We start from the raw sequence: 17,392 nt of genomic DNA on the forward strand, positions 1-17,392 counted from the left end.
TAGTGCCCTCAGGGGCCTTAATAAGCATATTAGACTAAATCGCGAAGCGATGACTAAGCCATGGGCGACTCATTGACTAAACGACACATTCGTGACTAAGCCACGAAGTGGCGACTAAGGCGCTTCGCGCCGACCATAACAAAAAAACCCTTCAGCCAGTAGCCAAAGGGTTTCAAAACTCCGTGTTCTAAATAATCTTTAACGCCAAATCCGGACTTCCACCCGGCGATTCAGCTGTAAATCTGTTCGAGAAGCAGGTGCCTCTTCTGAAAAGGCCTCTGCTTTAAATCGCGCCGCTGCAACGCCGTGTTGTACTAAATACAAGCGCACGTTTTGGACACGTTTCAATGATAGTTTTAAATTATAATCGTCCGATTTTCGGTAATCCGTATGTCCTTTTAAGTGGATTTTCACATCGGGATATTCGGCCATTAATTCGATGATGCGATCTAATTTTTTGGCAGATTCTGGGCCTACCCAAGACTTATCCGTTTTGAAATAGATTTGGGTATTAAATAAGCTGTCCAAATCTACATCCGCTTTCGCGACAGAAGCGACAGATGCAACAGTAGCAACCGCAGTAGCTGGCGCAACTGCAGGTGCAACCGCAACGACTTCAGCCGAAGAACCACCAGCCGGAGCCGCAACCACAGGAACAGGAGCGGCAACAGCAGTCGCAGGCGCCTCAGCAACCACAGCCGGAGCAGCAGCCACGATAGCCTCAACCGCCATAGCCGGCGCCTTAACCGGCGATGGCAAACGAAACACCACACTCAGCCCCGCAAAGACATTCGATCCACTATTCGTAAACGGACTTAAAGACCCAGACGAAAAGAAAGGCAAACCTAAAGCCACCGAACCACGCAAAGAAACAGCCGAAGCCGCTTTGAAGTCAATCCCTAATCCAGCAGAACCTACAAAATCAGCATCGCGATTCGTCAGCGCATAGGAATTATCGAAAAGTAATTCGCCAGAAAATTGCCCAAAAGGCACAAAGCGTTTGGAAAGAGGCTTCAAAAAATACCGCATACCCGCAGAAGCGGAAGCAGATCGCGCCGGAGAAGAAAGGTCAAAACCATAAGAAACTCCGCCAAAAACCTCCGCCGTAGGCTTCAAAAAACGACCATATTGCCCCCCTAAAGAAGTATAATGCAACAACACATCTCTTCGAGTCGCAGCCTGTTGAAGCGTGCGATCTGTGCCTCCTACCAGAAACGAGAGGGAAGACTGCGCGAAAGTGCCAAAACTGATAAAAAGTAAAAGTAGAATTTGTCTCATTTTTGTTTCTCGAATAAGGATAATTTAAGCGCCAGCTCGTGGGTTTGGACCCCGATGGGATTCAACGTAGCTAAAGGAAATTCCGCCGTATATGCGACATACACTTTCTTAGAAAAGGGGACCCCGAGGCGCGCGCCGTAGGAGATTTTGTCGCGATAAATTACACCCACATCAATCTTTTCAGATAGATTAGCCAGCAAATTCACATCCCAGCTAAGCGGCACAGAAGAAGCCATACGTAGCATCGCAGAGGGGGAAATACGAATCCCCGGAGCAGCCTGAATCGAAGTTCCCGCCTGCAAGTATGTGTAAGCGACATCTTTAAAGGCCCCAGATAAATTGCCAAAATCATAGGTCAGCACCCGCGGCTGAGAAACCGATATAAACGAACCATTACGGTGAGCGAAATGCAATCCCCAGCCTGTGTTTGGCTTTAATCCAGTCGATTTATTGACCTGGATATAGGGATCATTGATATCGATGGCCGTTAAACCTGCATAATCGATGGAAACGGAGGAAACGGAAAGCCGAAGTCCTCCATTCATTTTCCAATCCGTATTTAAGCGTACGGAATACCCTAAATCGCCGGATAAACTTGTGATGCGCAAAGGGCCGGCTTGGTCAGCAGCGAAAACGCCGGCGATGCCGATTTTAGGCTTCAGCTGGTAATTCCCGGTCAAAATAGACGTGCGTGGCGAGCCCTGCACTCCTATCCATTGCTGGCGGTTTATCGCCACGAACTCCCCTTTTGCGTCACGGGAAATAATTCCGGAATGAGCGGGAGAAGTGACCAAAGGATTGATTTGGTACATCGAATACATCGACTCGATTTGGGCGGAAGCGATGTGGCCTCCTAATAGTAAAAGCAATAGAATTATCTTTCTCATTTTCCGGTGCGATCTAAATAAATAAAGTTCGTGATAGTAGGTTTAGCCCCTTTAAAGTCCACCACATAATAATAAGTGCCATCTGGCAGCTCGCCAGAGACGCCGTTGCCGCCCCAGGTGTTTTGGTAATTTTCTTGCTCAAACACGACACTACCCCAGCGATTAATAATGGTCAGATGGTTCGGCTGAAGTCTGAAGATTCCAGGAATTTTCAACACATCATTTAGCCCATCACCATTAGGAGTAATGATTTGCGGCAAGATTAAATCGCACACATCTGGATCGATGCGGTTTTCGATTCCGTCGTGATCGCAGTCTTTTAGATTGCCAAAATCCAAGTCATCCTCCACTTTGTCCAGAATACCATCCCCATCAGAATCGGTATCTTGGAAGTCTGGAATTCCGTCTTTATCCGTATCGATGTTCTTCTCATAGGTATCTAAATAGCCGTCATTATCCGCATCTAATTCGCGGTAATCTGGAATACCATCACCGTCAGAATCGAGTGGTTTCAATGGATTAGAACCCGCTTCGATTTTGTCCAAAATACCATCACCATCCGAGTCCGTATCGAGGTAATCAGGGATACCATCTTTGTCCGTATCACCCGTTGTTTCTAGTAAATCAGGGATACCATCTCCATCAGAATCCGTGTCTAAATAATCCGGGATTCCATCTTTGTCCGTGTCGATTGGATTCAATGGATCAGAACCTATTTCCACGTCGTCTAAGATGCCATCGTTATCCGCGTCGATGTCGATGATGTTAATCGTGAACACCGCGTGATCCGTTTTGCCACTTAAGTCTTTCGATTGAATATCGAGTGTATAAACGGCCTTATCATCGAAATTAGGGCTCTTCACGAAGCGTAAAATACCCGTTACTGGATCGATGGTAAAGGATGAACCATCTAAACCTGGCAAAATAGTGAAGCTTGTTAAATCCTGATAATCCGGTAAAGTTTGAACCTTGATGACAGCTACCGAAGTAGGTTGTTTTTCGCGGTACGAAACCGTTTTACCCGAAATAATTCGAGGGAATTCATCTACGTTTGTGATCTCTTGCGTGAAGCTCGCCAGGTCGTAATTACCATCTATATCAGTGGCACGAACCACAATCGTAAAGCGCGCATTTCCATTCGCATCCACGAACGATTCATAATCAAATCCAGAGGCGTCTCTCACCGTGATCGCGCCAGTTAAGGAATCGATCGCCACGGCTGCGCGGATCGCGGCAGAGTTCGTAGAGTCTAGCGTGTAGTAGAGTTTTTGGCCCTCTTCATCCTTATCCACTGACGAATTCACATCATTCACGTTGTATAAAAGCGTCGCCGCAACCGTGCCTTCCGGACGAGAAACAAGCGCCGCATCGTTAATCACCGGCTTAATAATTCCCAACCCGCCCGGGTCACTAATGGAGTTATTCACTAAAGTATCCCTATCCCCGAAGGCCCCATCCGTAAAGGTCAACACAATACGCTCAATCGTGCTCGGGTCATTATCTAAGTCGATTAAGGTCGCCCCGTCGTCATAGGTCTTTAAGTCTTGGTCATCCTTAAAGCTCTTCCACTCTCCAGCGGTATTCTTCTTCAAATAAGTAGAACCCTTCATTCCCACTGGGAATTCTAAGACTGCACGCACCTGTAGACCCGGTCTGTTCGGATCTAAATCGCGTAATGGTAAACGCGGTGAAAGTGTATCTGCTGCGTTCGTTAATAAGCCCTCAATCGTGAACTGGTACAAGTCTGATGAGAACTGGCGATCCGTGTTCGCGATGTTAGGCGTAGGCAATAAGGCTACGTTTCTGAACTTCGCGTTCGGGTCAAGATCTAGCGAATCTAAACCACTTTTTCCACCAGGTAATGAACCAATTAACAACGATCCCACCTTAGAAGTCGCTGGTCTTACTGCACCCGGCACTCCATTTGCCCAATCGATTCCGGCTTGGTAATCCGCGTAAGAACCCAAAGGAACGTTCGTGATATTGTTTTGCTTTCTGTCAGGAATTCCGTCGCCATTTACGTCGCCTCCGTTAGGTGCCACCTCTTCCAGTTTCGAAGGAATGCCGTCGATATCAGGGTTTTCCGCAATCACAATTTTCACTTTGTAAGGTCCATTTAAGACCCCACTTTGGTCCTTAATGTAGTAGTCAAACTCTTGTTCTCCGTAGTAATTCGGATCTGGCAAGAAGTTAAATGAACCATCTGGGTTGAAGACGAATTGACCGTTTGATACGCTGGAGTTTTGGTCCAAAGTATATTCCACCGAATCATCGTCCGGATCAATTCCCGGCACGTTCGTACTCACACCCACGCCCTCAGTTAACGGAATACCCATATTTTGGCCATTAATCACGACCTGATTCAAGGTAACCGCCGCACCCGTAGGCTGGTCATTTGCCCCTATGATATTGATCACCGCATTCGCATTCAGGTTATTATTCCCGTCGGTTACCACGTAGGCAATATTGATTTGGCCTTTTTGCGAACCATTTAAGAACTTCGACTTGCTCATCTCGATGAACAAATTCGTTCCTGATAAATCCGTCGAAGACACCACATCCTGGAACTTCGTCACCGTCGTCGAATTGATAATGACCGGCTGATTTGTGACTACATTTTCGATCGAATAGGTAATGACCACGTTGCTGACGGTGAGCGGGTCGCCCTCGGGGTCAGTGATGCCGGCTAATAAATCGAGATTGAAATCTGGTGAATCTTGAGAAATCGTAACCGGAGCCGTATTATCAACCGGAGTTTGATTCTTTAAGACAGAAACAGACGACCCATCTGTAGAAGCCGAAACGGTAGTTCCAGCATTTCCAGCTATGTCTGTGTAGTCAATGGCAAAACCTAAAACACCATCATTCGTACTATTGATAATGACATAACTAGCTGTCCAATTAATACCGTCTCCTGAAACAAAGGCTGTCTGGCCATCCATCGTAACGATTGGAGTATTCACCGTTTCAGATGTCACGAAATCGATGGTCACCACGTCGCCTATATTTCCTAACGTAGCATCGGTGTTACTACTGTAAATCGTCGCAGAAGAAACACTAGGCGCACTTGCGTCTATCGTAACCGTAAACGTATTATTTGCATCTGCGCCGTCTGTATTGCTATTGCCCACCGTGTCACTGAAGGTATTACTTGCCACTGAAATGGAAGCGTTTCCGTTGAAATTCGCCGCCGGAGTGAACACAATCGAGTAGCGACTTCCTGATCCTGTTAATGATCCCAAAGTTCCATTCGTAGCCACGATATCTGATCGCGTAAATCCACTCACTGATTCGTTAAAGGTGAACGAAATGGTGGCGGTTTCGTTTGCATTTAAGGAGCTCACGTTGCTCGTTAATGCGACTGTAGGACGGAACGTGTCGATGATGAACGAGACGTTATTGCTTGCCCCGTTTTCGTTGCCCGCTGCATCGGTAAATTTAGCTCCAGATACACTTAAGTTCCCGTTCGCTGCCGAATTTACGGCAGGCGTAAAGGTTGCTCTATAAACCGTGCTTGAAACCACTGTCCAGCCACTTAAAGTACCGCCAGTCACCGTCACGTCACTTTGGATAAAGTTCGAGGTCGCTTCTGAAGCCGTGAATGTAATCGTGGAAGTTGTTCCTATCTTAAAGGTGCTAGCACTGCTTGATATCATCATTCCAGGTGCCGTTCTATCCACTCTAACTGTAGAGTTATTGGTGGTAGCTGTGGCAGCCGTTCCTGGGTTTCCTGCTAGATCCGAATAATTGATCGAGATCGCAGCGATTCCATCCGTTGTTGTAGCCGTCGCTGCATAAGTCGCCGTCCAACTTGTTCCTGATCCAGCAACAGTCGCTGCATTTCCAGCGATTGTCACTAAAGGTGTTGCGATCGTTTCAGAAGACGTAATGGAAAGGGTAATGTTGTTACCTGATTTCGCCAAATTCGTCACCGCATTATTACTCACAATCGTCACCGCCGATAAACTAGGAGCCGTCTTATCTACCGTAAACGTGATTGTTCCCGCTGGAGCAGCATTGCCCGCTAGATCACTCACATTCGAAGTAATCGTGTAAGTGCCGCCGTTTGTTAACGCTGTTAAAGCGGATGCAGGTACAGAAAGAGCTGCAGTGCCTCCGCCACTAACTGTGCTCGTATACGTCTGGCTATTTAAGGTGGTTGATACGATTTGACCTGCCTGAACATTAGTTAAGGCAATATTAACCGTCCCATTTGTCACAGATTCCGCTTGGTTTATTGACGTTCCAAAACTCACACTCGAAATCGAAAGCGTAGGCACTTGTGTATCGATGCTGACAGACGGAGCGCTTGCTGAAGCCGCATTATCGTTACCCGCTAAGTCAGTAAATCTCGACGTAGCTATGCTGATCGCGGAGGACCCCTCGAAAGAGGCCGTAGGCGTAAGCACAACCTCATAAACCGCCCCTGCCGTTTGAGTCAAGGTTCCAAAGGAACCGTTATTCATCGACACATCCGTCAAATCAAAACCTAAAATGGCTTCCGAGAAAGTAAACGTGATCGTCGCCGTTTCACCTGCTTTTAAGGCCGTAGCACTCGACGTAATTGCGACCGTAGGAACGGTATTATCAATCGAAATGTTCAATGTACTGCTCGCTGCCGAATTCGTATTTCCTGCCGCATCCGTGAATTTCGTTGTCGCTACATCGATCACACCGTTCGCATTTGAATTCGCTGTAGGGGTGAAGTCAGCGGTGTAAGAAGTTCCACTCACCGCCGTCCAGTTTGCTAACGTTCCGCCACTCACCGTCACATCTGACTGCACAAAATCAGCCACCGATTCTGAGACCGTAAAAGTGATTACAGAAGTCTGACCAGAGCGAAGATTCGCCGGGTTACTCGATACGGTAATGGTAGGTGCTTTTGTATCTACGGCGACCGAAATGGTATTAGCCGTATTTGCACTCTCGTCATTCGGGTTCGCGTTTGGATCCGTATAAGAACCACTCGCGATAGAAATTGCAGCTGTTCCCTCGAAATTAGCCGTCGGTGTAAACGTCGCGGAATAGTTTCTGCCGCTGCCCGTTAACGCACTAATGGTACCTCCGGTAACCGTCATATCACCTGCTACAAAATCCGTTGCCACCTCTGACAGGGTGATAGATAAGGTGGCGCTTTGGCCTATTTTCAAATTAGCCGCATTCGAAGTGATCGCTGCGGTCGGTTTCGTTTTATCAACGGTGATAGTGAACGTATTCGCGCTCGCCGCATTCGAAGCCGCATCGCTTACATTCGTCGTGACCGTGTACGTTCCCCCATCCGCTAAGCCCGTTAAGGCAGAAGCAGGAATCGTAATCGTAGCGGAGTTATTGTTAACTGTCGCGCTATAGGTTTGGCTATTCAAATTAACGCTAACTACCTGTCCATTTTCTGTTCCTGAGGTGGTGACTGTAACCGTCGCATCTGTTGCCGATTCGCTCGCATTAATGATGGTTCCCGCGCTTGTGGAAACACTAGAGATCGTCGGTACCGTTTTGTCTACCGTAAATGTGACCGTTCCTGCCGGAGCCGCATTGCCTGCTGCATCACTCACATTCGTGGTTACCGTGTAAGTTCCTCCATCCGTGAAAGCAGACAAACGAACTGCCGGAATGGTGATGGTTGCGGCATTGGAAGCAACCGTCCCTGTATAGGTTTGGCTATTAATCGAGACACTTACCGTGCGACCATTTTCTACATTCGTTAAGCCTACTGTAATAGTACCTGCTGTCGCTGTTTCTGAGGCATTCAGTGACGTTCCCCAGCTCAAACTATTTGACCCTATACTTGGGATTTTTGTATCGATTGCCAAAGCAGACATACTAGCCGTCGCGCCATTATCATTACCCGCTAAGTCCGTAAATGTAGTCGCAGCTATACTAATTGCTGACGTTCCTTCTAGATCAGTGGCTGGCGTAAATAACACCGCATAGGCCGTCGATGACGTTTGGGTTAATGTACCAAAACTTCCATTATTCATCGTCACATCCGTCAGGTCAAAACCCAACACAGCCTCCGAGAATGTAAACGTAATTGTCGCCGTTTCACCCGCTTTAACAGCCGTTGTGCTCGAAGTAATCGCCACGGTAGGAAGCGTATTATCGATCGAAATCGTCACCGTACTGCTAGCTGCCGTATTCGTATTTCCAGCCGCATCTGTGAATTTCGAAGTCGCCACATCGATCAAACCATCCGCATTTGAATTCGCCGTAGGGGTGAATTCTGCGGTGTAAGAAGTTCCACTCACAGCAGACCAGTTCGCTAACGTTCCACCACTCACGCTCACATCTGACTGCACAAAATCAGTCACTGATTCTGAGACCGTAAAGGTGATCACGGACGTCTGACCTGAGCGAAGATTTGCTGGATTGCTCGCGACGGAAATAGTAGGAGCCGTTCTATCAATGGTCACGGTAGAGTTATTCGTCGTCGCTGAAACAGCTGTTCCTGCATTCCCCGTTAAATCGGAATACGCAATCGTGATGGACGCCGTTCCTTGCGGAGTCGAGCTAGTCACCATATAAGTCGCCGTATATGTTCCACCCGATCCAGTGATACTAACTGTCCCACCAGCAATCGAAATACTTGGTGTCGTTATAGATTCAGAAGCCGTGATGGATAGGGTAATAATGTCCCCTATTTTGGCCAAAGCCGAATTCGCATTCGAACTCGTCACCAGCACCGAACCTAAGCTAGGAGTCGATCGATCCACCGTAACCGCCGAACTATTTGTCGTCGCTGATACCGCCGTTCCTGCGTTACCTGCTAAGTCGTTATAGCTAACGGTAAATGTTGCCGTGCCTTCTGGCGTTGTATTCGTCACCGTATAGGTCGCCGTATAAGTTCCGCCCGTTCCAGTTACGGTTGCTGATTGACCCGCAATGGTTACTATAGGGGTTTGAATAGATTCACTTGCGGTTAAAGCAACGGTAATAACGTCTCCTTCTTTTGCCTTTGCAGGGTCCGCGTTGTTACTTGAGATAGTAATAGAGCTCAGTGTTGGAACTTCCGTATCAATAATAATATTTGAAGACCCTCCTAATGAGCTTACCGCGTTTGTTGCAGGCAATGTAATTGTTGCAGGGTTATTTCCTAAGTCTACAATCGTTCCTCCATTTAAGGCTAATGAAGTTGTTGCAGCGTAATTCAAATCTCCCGCCGTTTCACCTGCACCGACTGTATAGTTAAAGGTCAAAGTGCTTGTTCCGCTTCCTGAAGAATAGCTAACAACTGCATCCGTAGTTCCTGTTTCTAACGTTATTTGTGGGGATCCTGTAACTGTAACTGGTTCAGAGAATGATACCAAAATAGGAATTACTTGACCTGCTTTATAATTCCCGTTTGCTAAACTAGTACTTACCGAACTTATTGTTGGAACTACAGCATCTTTATTAACTGTTTGCGTAACCGCTGTACTTGTATTGCCACTTCCATCAGTTAATGTCAGGCTATACGTTAATTGACCATCAGCTAAACTTGTTACATTAATATTAGAAATCGTTTGAGAGGAAGAAGTGATGGCACCTGTTCCTGTAACCGTTCCAGAACCAATAGATATAGTATAATTATAAGTAGAACCAACCTCGGCTCCTGTTAAACTAATGGATGTTACCGTTTGATTTGCTTGTGTGATGCTTGCTTGATCAATGGCAAAAGAGTATCCTGTTGGTGCGGTTCTATCTACGGTAACCGAAGAACTATTCGTTGTAGATGAAACAGCCGTTCCTGTATTACCAGATAAATCAGAAAAATTATTAATTACAATAGCAACCACTCCCTCTGTTGTAGAAGAACTTACGGTATAAGTAGCCGAATACGTTCCGCCATTTCCTGTTACTGATATTGTTTGTGAAGCAATAGAAACAGTTGGTGTTTGAATAGATTCACTTGCGGTAATAGAAAGTGTGATAACATCGCCCACTTTTGCTTTTGAAGTATTGCTATTATTAGATAAAATTTGAACTACTGTTAAGGTAGGTGCCGTTCTATCCACCAAAACTGACAAACTATTTGTCGTTGTCGTAACTGTCCCACTATTACCTGCTAGATCTGAGAAAGAAATCAACAACGAAGCCGTTCCTTCAACCGTTGAACTAGCCACCGTATAGGTTGCCGTATAAGTGGCCCCTGTACCTGTTACGATAGCAGATTGTCCTGCAATGGTAACCGTTGGGGTTTGGATAGCTTCACTAGCTGTAATGGATAGTGTGATTACATCCCCCTCTTTTGCCCTTGATGTACTTGAATTATTACTTGCGATACTTGCTGCACTTAATGTGGGAATTGTATGGTCTACTGTAACTGAAGACGAATTTGTGGTACTCGACACAGCAGTTCCTGCGTTACCTGCTAAATCATTATACGAAATCGCTATGGCCGCTGTACCTGTTGTTGTAGAACTTGTTACTGTATACGTTGCAGTAAACGAAGTACCTGTACCGGTTACAGCCGCAGCTTGACCTGCAATCGTAACAGTAGGCGTATTGATGGACTCATTAGCGGTCAAGGAAACAGAGATTACATCTCCCACTTTCGCAAGCGTGCTAACTGGGTTGTTACTTGAAATAGAAACAGTAGTCAAACTAGGGTTTGTTCGATCAATCGTATATGTTTGGCCACTGCTAAACCCTCCTGAAATGGGAGAAGTTAATGCATCAATGATGTTTGTCCCACTATTATTCAAATTCAATCGTAATGTACCATCTCCCGAGAATGACACAACTGTAACGGTATAGGTGGCTCCAGAGCCAGTTATACTCGAAATTGTACCAGAAGTTACCGATCCTGTATAAGCAAGTGCAAAATCACTTACATCGACCCCAGTAACTGATTTGCTAAAGTTGACCGTAAAATCAAGGGAGGTTACATTCGTATTCTCATTGGATACGCGATTGATACTAGTAACTGAGGGTAAGATAGCATCCACCAATACCCCGGTAGTCGCAGCTACACTATTCAAATTTAAATTCAAATGATTCCCTGCTCCATCTGTCAAAGTTCCTGAATTTAAAATAATAGCAGAACCCAAAGCAATACCGTTTGCATCTGAATCGCCATTTACAACAGTATACGTAAAGGTTAGGCTTGTGGTCCCAGAGCCAGCAGCATAAGTGGCTTGAACCACATTCGAGCCAATAGTTACAGGAATGTTAGGAGATCCTGTTACAAATACATTTTCCGATATATTTACCTTAAAAGTTAATACGTTTGAACCTATATAAGTGCCATTTGTCGGCACGGTTACGGAACTTACCGTAGGAGCCGTATTATCAATTGTAATGGATGAAGCATCAGTCGTGGTTGTAACTGCGGCTGTTGGGGCATTACCGGCTATGTCTGTAAATGAAACTGAATACGTAAGTGTTCCAGAACTAATCGTATTAGGGACTGTAAAGGGGTAAGTCCAAGACGTGCCACTCCCAGTAGCTGTGTAGGTAGAGCCTGCAATGGTAATGGTAGGGGCAGTGATGGATTCAGACGCTGTCATACTAAACGTAACAACATCTCCTGTCTTAGCCCTGGAACTATTCGAGTTTCCAGAGGACACTGTAAATGTAGGTAACGTAGGTCTTACCCCATCGTAATTCAAGGTAAATGTTCTTGTGGCATCACCACAAATTCGAAAAGCATTACCACCTATTGCACAAGTACCTCCCGTTGAAATTAATCTTCTTGCCGTATTATCTGTCAAACTAAAACTAGCCCCACCTCCACCAGGAGATGCTGAAATTTCATAGCCAGTAAATTCTAAACTTGTCCCTGAGAAATTTTCAGGTATCGTATAGTAAAACGTATGCACATTTGTCCCATTACCTGCCCCAGGTGTTGCTGCGGTAGCCCATTTCCAGTTAGAAGATAAACTACTGCCAGTTAACAATTGATATGTATTAGCAACACCTGGTGCGGTAGTATAATGAAACATTGGTTTATTATACTCAATTGACACAGGAACAACATCCCCAATCTTAGCGGCAACTGTCCAAGTGGATTTAATTTTCACTACACTTGGTTGAACCTTATCTAGTATAACATCACTTTGCCCGGAAAGCGAATTAGCTGAACCTGGCGCGGGTAGTGTTAACGATGCATTAACTGTACCATTTATAATCGTACCTCCATTTAATTCTAATGCAGCGGAAGATTGATAGTCTAAATCTTCAGAATAAGCATTTGCTGCGGAAGAATTACCTGAGTTGTCTTTATTATTGTCATACTCAAAAACTAAGGTATTAGATCCGGAGCCAGAGACATATTTTGCATAAGCAGAATTCTGTAAATTCACATTAAGTGCTAATCTTGGTGTACCTGTTACAGTTACTGCATTATTAAACAAAACATTAAATCGAATTGCATCAACTGTCGCATTACTTCCTGAGATACAAGCGGTTCCTTGAGGGAGCACTGTAAAAATATTATTGCCTCTAAAATAATACTCTTTTAATGAAACCTTAATTGGAAATGGTTTTCCGTCTGATTGAATATTGATGTTCTCTTGTCCAGCTAATGATTTAGCCGAGTTTAAATCAGGTAATAAAATTGGGGCATCTACATTAGGTCCCACATTATTTTTTATGGTCCCTGTAGTAATCTGCAAGGCGCTAGTAGAAGCATAGTTTATGTCTCCCCCCTGCAAACTAGAGCCCACTATATACTTAAATCGCAAAGTTTTTGAATCAGGCTGACTATCATAATTAGCTGTTACTTCTATACCTCCTACATCGAGCTTAAGAATAGCGACAAGCCCAGAAACAACTACAGGCCATGTATAGTGAACGTCAATAAAAAAACTTTGGCCTTCAGAATAATTTTGCCCATCATAAGCATCAGAATCGACAAATATTTCTTGTTTTGACGCAATTAAGATTTTCTTTGAATTCCAAAATCCTTTATTTGGATTATCTCTAGAGTAGGCAGAATAATACCAAAAATTTTGATTCCCGCTTTCCGGAAATATAGGAAAACTTCCATTAATGAGCTCTTGATTCGAATTCATTACACCTATTATCCCTCCATTAGCTTGTAGCGTACGAGGAGCAATGGCAGTACTGGTATTATATTGACTGCCATTAGAATAGTAGGTTAAGAAATTTCCGAACGAATTATCTCCGTCAATAACTACATATTCAAAAACCAAGCTTTTTGCTCCGTGACCAGAAACATAATTGGCGTAGTACCAGACACTTGGAATTGCAGACGAAGTTAAAATGATGCGTGGCGAACCATTACTAGTATTTACGTGCCAATTGAAGCTTCCAGAAAGCTCAGTACTGGTTAACACAATTTGAACAATATCGCCTGTCTTTAAATAAGTAGGATTGTTGACATCTGTACTTGGAGTAATTTCAACCCGAGAGGAATTGAATAACTTAATTGTTGTAGACAGATTTGCCTGCACATTATTAACACTTTGTGAAAATGCCTCACCTACAGGCAATACTAGGAAAAGAAATATGAAAATTGATTTATAAAGCGACTTATGGGAGAAAATCATTTCCATCGAATATTATTTTGGTTTTATTTAACCCACAAAAATACCCCTTCCTATTCACCTAATCAGTACAAAAGACAAAATCTAAAATCCTATTTAAAACATCATTTAGTATGATATAATCAAATTTAGGCCTATATTTGACTTAAATAAAGATTCTGTTTAACCATACTCTGGGAATCGGATAAGATAAAAAATGCGTGTTTTACTAAAACATCTTCGAGGTTTAGGGCTTCTAGGTGCCATATTCCTGATAAGCACGAAATGCTTGGTGGCAGATAATTTATCCGATTTTCAGCTCATTTCAGTGAACTCGGAATACTTCTATTACAACTTTGAGTACAAGAATAAGGCGCTGTTTTTGGGGAGTAGTGAGGGGGTTTTGGCCTATAAAGATCCTACTCACGTTCAGTTGATTGATAAAGAAAAAAAGGGGTATGTCTATTTGGAAAATGAAGAACTGAAATCCTCCATTTACCTAAAAGGCAACATCTATACACCCCATTATAAATTGCTTTTGCCGGAGGAATTTAGACACAACGCGATCCTAGGAACCACCTACCAGAATAAGTTGATGCTCATTTCTAAAGGGCAACTATTCATCTTTAAAAAGACGATTAAACCTAAAGCGGACACGCTGAGTATTCGAACCATTTCTTCTCATTTTTTAGGAACCTACGGTGGTATTTTTCAAAATGGAAAACGATTCACCTATCCAGAATATACGAACGGCTATATCCGCGAATTCCCAGGGGAAACATTCATTTGCTATGATGGACTGTTGCGCTTAAAGGGTATCGATACCCTTCGCTATGAAGCAAATGGCGGGAATACGCAAATAGGCAAAGTCGACATTGGGAAAGTAAAAGATGTTTTCAAAATTGATAGTAGCCGATACCTCTTGTTCTCAAGTAAAGGTTTGAGCATTAGTGATTTGAAAACGAATGTCCGTTGGATTGAACGAAACAATTCAGATAGAGAGCCCCGTTTTTTAAAGTCCTACAACCGCGATAATTTGGCAATTGTCATCTATTACGCGTATGGAAATAAAATCCAAAAATTCAACCTCCTAAATAATTCTTACACCACCTTATTTCAAATTAATCCCAGTCTAGGGAATATAGAAGACGCCTATTTTAACTCCGCCTCTAACATCTATTTATTAACTGAGAACAAATTAATTAAGGCTATTTCTGACTCTGAGGGGAAAAACTTTTTGTTTGAAACTTTGGCAGAAAACCTCATCGGAAACCACCATATCATTCCATACGACGCGAATCATTTATTGGTTACTTCAAATGACGGACTTTCCACTTACAACCTAGACACCCACGAGTGGATTCCTCATCTGATTCGCGACGAGTTCAACCACCGTGCCGTTTTTATGAACGGCAACACCCTATTATTAGGAACCATTCACGGATACTATGAACTATCCAAGACCCAAATTGAACAGCTCATTTCCTCCCGTCTAGAAGAGCTCGTACAGGAGCGCGAGCCGTCTTTTGCGGATCACAGAACGGAGATTATATATGGCCTTACCGCCATTTGCGTTTTGCTTTTAAGTCTAACCCTTTACCTGATTACGCGTCCATCTAAATCCGCGATTGATAACAAGGCCAAAGCCTCAGCCATCCTCTCCTACATCGACGACAACCTAAAAGACGTCACCATCGTTAACATCTGCCACGAGTTCAACATCAACCCGCTACAGCTAAACGATATTTTGAAGACAGACAAACCCGGCGAACTCATCCGCTCAAAACGCCTCGACCTCGTCCGCAAAATGCGCAAAGACCGTCGCCGCGAAGAAGATATCGCCCAGGTAACCGGCTTCTCCGTTTCCTATTTGAAGAAAATCAAGGCCTGAACCTAAAACGAAAATTTACACTCTAATTATTTTCATATAAGGTTCAAAAGAGTATACTGCGGAGCGCCTACCAGAAGCCTCTTGTACTACCCTGAGTAGCCCATAATCATGTAGTACGCGTGTAAATCTGGAAGCAGTGGGAGTAGGTATGCCACTCCTGGTTGTAAACTTACTGTTTAAAAAAACGGGATTCGTAAATATATAATCTAATGCTGTTACACTCCATTTAGAGGCTAGTAAGTCAGAGAAAGTGGTTTTCATTTGATTATATAATTCATTAATTTTTTCAACAACTTCTAAATTAGAAATGGCTTGTTCTTCCACTGCCTTAAAAAAGAACTCACACCACTCGTTCCAATGATTTAAACAAGATACATTCCTCATCAAATCGAGGTACTCATCCTTATGTGTTTCGAAATAGGCACTTATATAAAAATGGGGCTGTAAAATTAAACCCGCTTTCCATAAATATAGCGTAATCAGCATCCTTCCAATCCTTCCATTCCCATCCTCGAATGGATGTAGCGCTTCGAATTCTACATGCATCAACGCAATTTTTATAATATCCGGAAAACTATTTTGATCCATAAAATGAAACAAATTATCTAAGCCCTCAGGTAACATTTCGGGACTTATTGGAACAAATAAAATCTTCTTTTTGATCTTATCTGCTAAATAATTTTGCTCTTTCTTAAACGAACCTGGAGACTTTTCTGCACCTCTTCCAAAAAAAAGTAATTGTTGATGAATCGTTCTAATCAGATGACTTGAGATAGGATATCCTTTTTCTACTGAACTTTGAGCAGTTTGAAGTGCTCTTCGATACATGATCGTCTCTAGTACCTCTGAGCGAAAATTTTTGGAAGAATTTTCCTCACTTTCACTTTCGGCTTCAAACAATAGAATTTCATCCATTGTACTAATCGTACCTTCCATTCTAGAGGAAATAACCGCTTCCTGATTTCTTAATGGAGCGAGTAATAATTCACTATTATGCATACTCTTTAGCATTTGGTCATATCTTGCCAAAGCACTAGTAGCCTTTATCAATTGAGGCAAAAAACCTCGTAAATCTAATTCTACTGGAGGAAATTGGTTATAATGATAAGAAACAGCGCCGTTTAAATCCATCGTTTTTTGTTTAAAATTACCGAAAAATACAAGACAAACAACTTTGTTTATCATATTTTTGAAATTTTAAACAACAAGCTATCTAGACCTCAAACCATTCACATCTACGCACTTTGTTTATTATATTTTTCAATTTTTAAAGAACAAAATACCTACTAGGCCTAGTCCGCAAATTGTCCCACGATTACAGTTTTGTTAAATAAATCAAGAGGCACGTAAGCCGCTTTTGGACTATTGACACTTTCTGTCAATACCTGAAAAGCCCTCTGCATACCTCGCACTTTATATCACACAATACTAACCTCAGTCACTCTAATCGACATATTCGACTAAATCGCGAAGCGATGACTAAGCCGCAGGCGACTCATTGACTAAGGCGCATCGCGCCGACCATAACAAAAAAACCCTTCAGCCAGTAGCCAAAGGGTTTCAAAACTCCGTGTTCTAAATTATCGTATGACTTCGAACTCTGCGAGATCAAAAAAGATCTCTTCCGAAGCCTCAAAACGCGACCAGCGCTGATTAAATACATCCAAAGTTTCCGCACCACTTAAAAGCGAAACCGATTCTCCTGTTTTTAAAGTCAGTTCAATACAAACAGACCCTTTCTTCTCGACTACGTCGAAACGCTTAATATTCGCCCGATTAACAAACTTAAACGTGCAACCGTTATTCGTACAGTATTTTAATCGTATTGATTTCATCGTAAAAGAGAAATAACAATCAAAACTACATTACCG

The 17,392-nt window shown here is 43.5% G+C and carries 6 protein-coding genes; 1 reads left to right on the forward strand and 5 read right to left on the reverse strand.

Annotation, left to right across the window (positions count from 1 at the left end; all coding sequences use genetic code 11):
* Window positions 1-198: 198 nt before the first annotated feature.
* Genes G9X62_RS05390 through G9X62_RS05400 form a run of 3 tightly spaced genes read right to left on the reverse strand, consistent with a single transcriptional unit; the run spans window position 199 to window position 13,660 of the window.
* Window positions 199-1,278, reverse strand: a complete 1,080-nt coding sequence (locus tag G9X62_RS05390) for an OmpA family protein (protein ID WP_223131744.1) — start codon at window positions 1,276-1,278, stop codon at window positions 199-201.
* The gene (locus G9X62_RS05395; RefSeq protein ID WP_223131745.1) at window positions 1,275-2,165 is read right to left on the reverse strand and encodes a PorP/SprF family type IX secretion system membrane protein; all 891 of its coding nucleotides are present in this window, start codon (window positions 2,163-2,165) and stop codon (window positions 1,275-1,277) included. The genes G9X62_RS05390 and G9X62_RS05395 overlap by 4 nt, the downstream gene beginning before the upstream one ends.
* Window positions 2,162-13,660 carry an Ig-like domain-containing protein gene (locus G9X62_RS05400; RefSeq protein WP_223131746.1) on the reverse strand — a complete coding sequence of 3,833 codons (11,499 nt, stop codon included), beginning with the start codon at window positions 13,658-13,660 and terminating at the stop codon, window positions 2,162-2,164. Before G9X62_RS05400 ends, G9X62_RS05395 begins: the two co-directional genes overlap by 4 nt.
* Window positions 13,661-13,847: 187 nt before the next feature.
* On the opposite strand from G9X62_RS05400, the gene G9X62_RS05405 reads away from it, so the two are divergent.
* Window positions 13,848-15,521: a hypothetical protein gene (locus G9X62_RS05405; protein WP_223131747.1), complete on the forward strand. Its 1,674-nt coding sequence runs from the start codon at window positions 13,848-13,850 to the stop codon at window positions 15,519-15,521.
* A gap of 15 nt (window positions 15,522-15,536) precedes the next feature.
* Here G9X62_RS05405 and G9X62_RS05410 read toward each other — a convergent pair whose 3' ends face one another.
* Complete coding sequence (locus G9X62_RS05410) at window positions 15,537-16,706, reverse strand: Fic family protein (RefSeq protein WP_223131748.1); 1,170 nt, start codon at window positions 16,704-16,706, stop codon at window positions 15,537-15,539.
* A gap of 395 nt (window positions 16,707-17,101) precedes the next feature.
* Window positions 17,102-17,356 (reverse strand): hypothetical protein, encoded by a 255-nt coding sequence (locus G9X62_RS05415; RefSeq protein WP_223131749.1) that lies wholly within the window; start codon window positions 17,354-17,356, stop codon window positions 17,102-17,104.
* Window positions 17,357-17,392: the final 36 nt, after the last annotated feature.

Source organism: Aquirufa lenticrescens (assembly GCF_019916085.1).
GTDB classification, from domain to species: Bacteria; Bacteroidota; Bacteroidia; order Cytophagales; family Spirosomataceae; genus Aquirufa; species Aquirufa lenticrescens.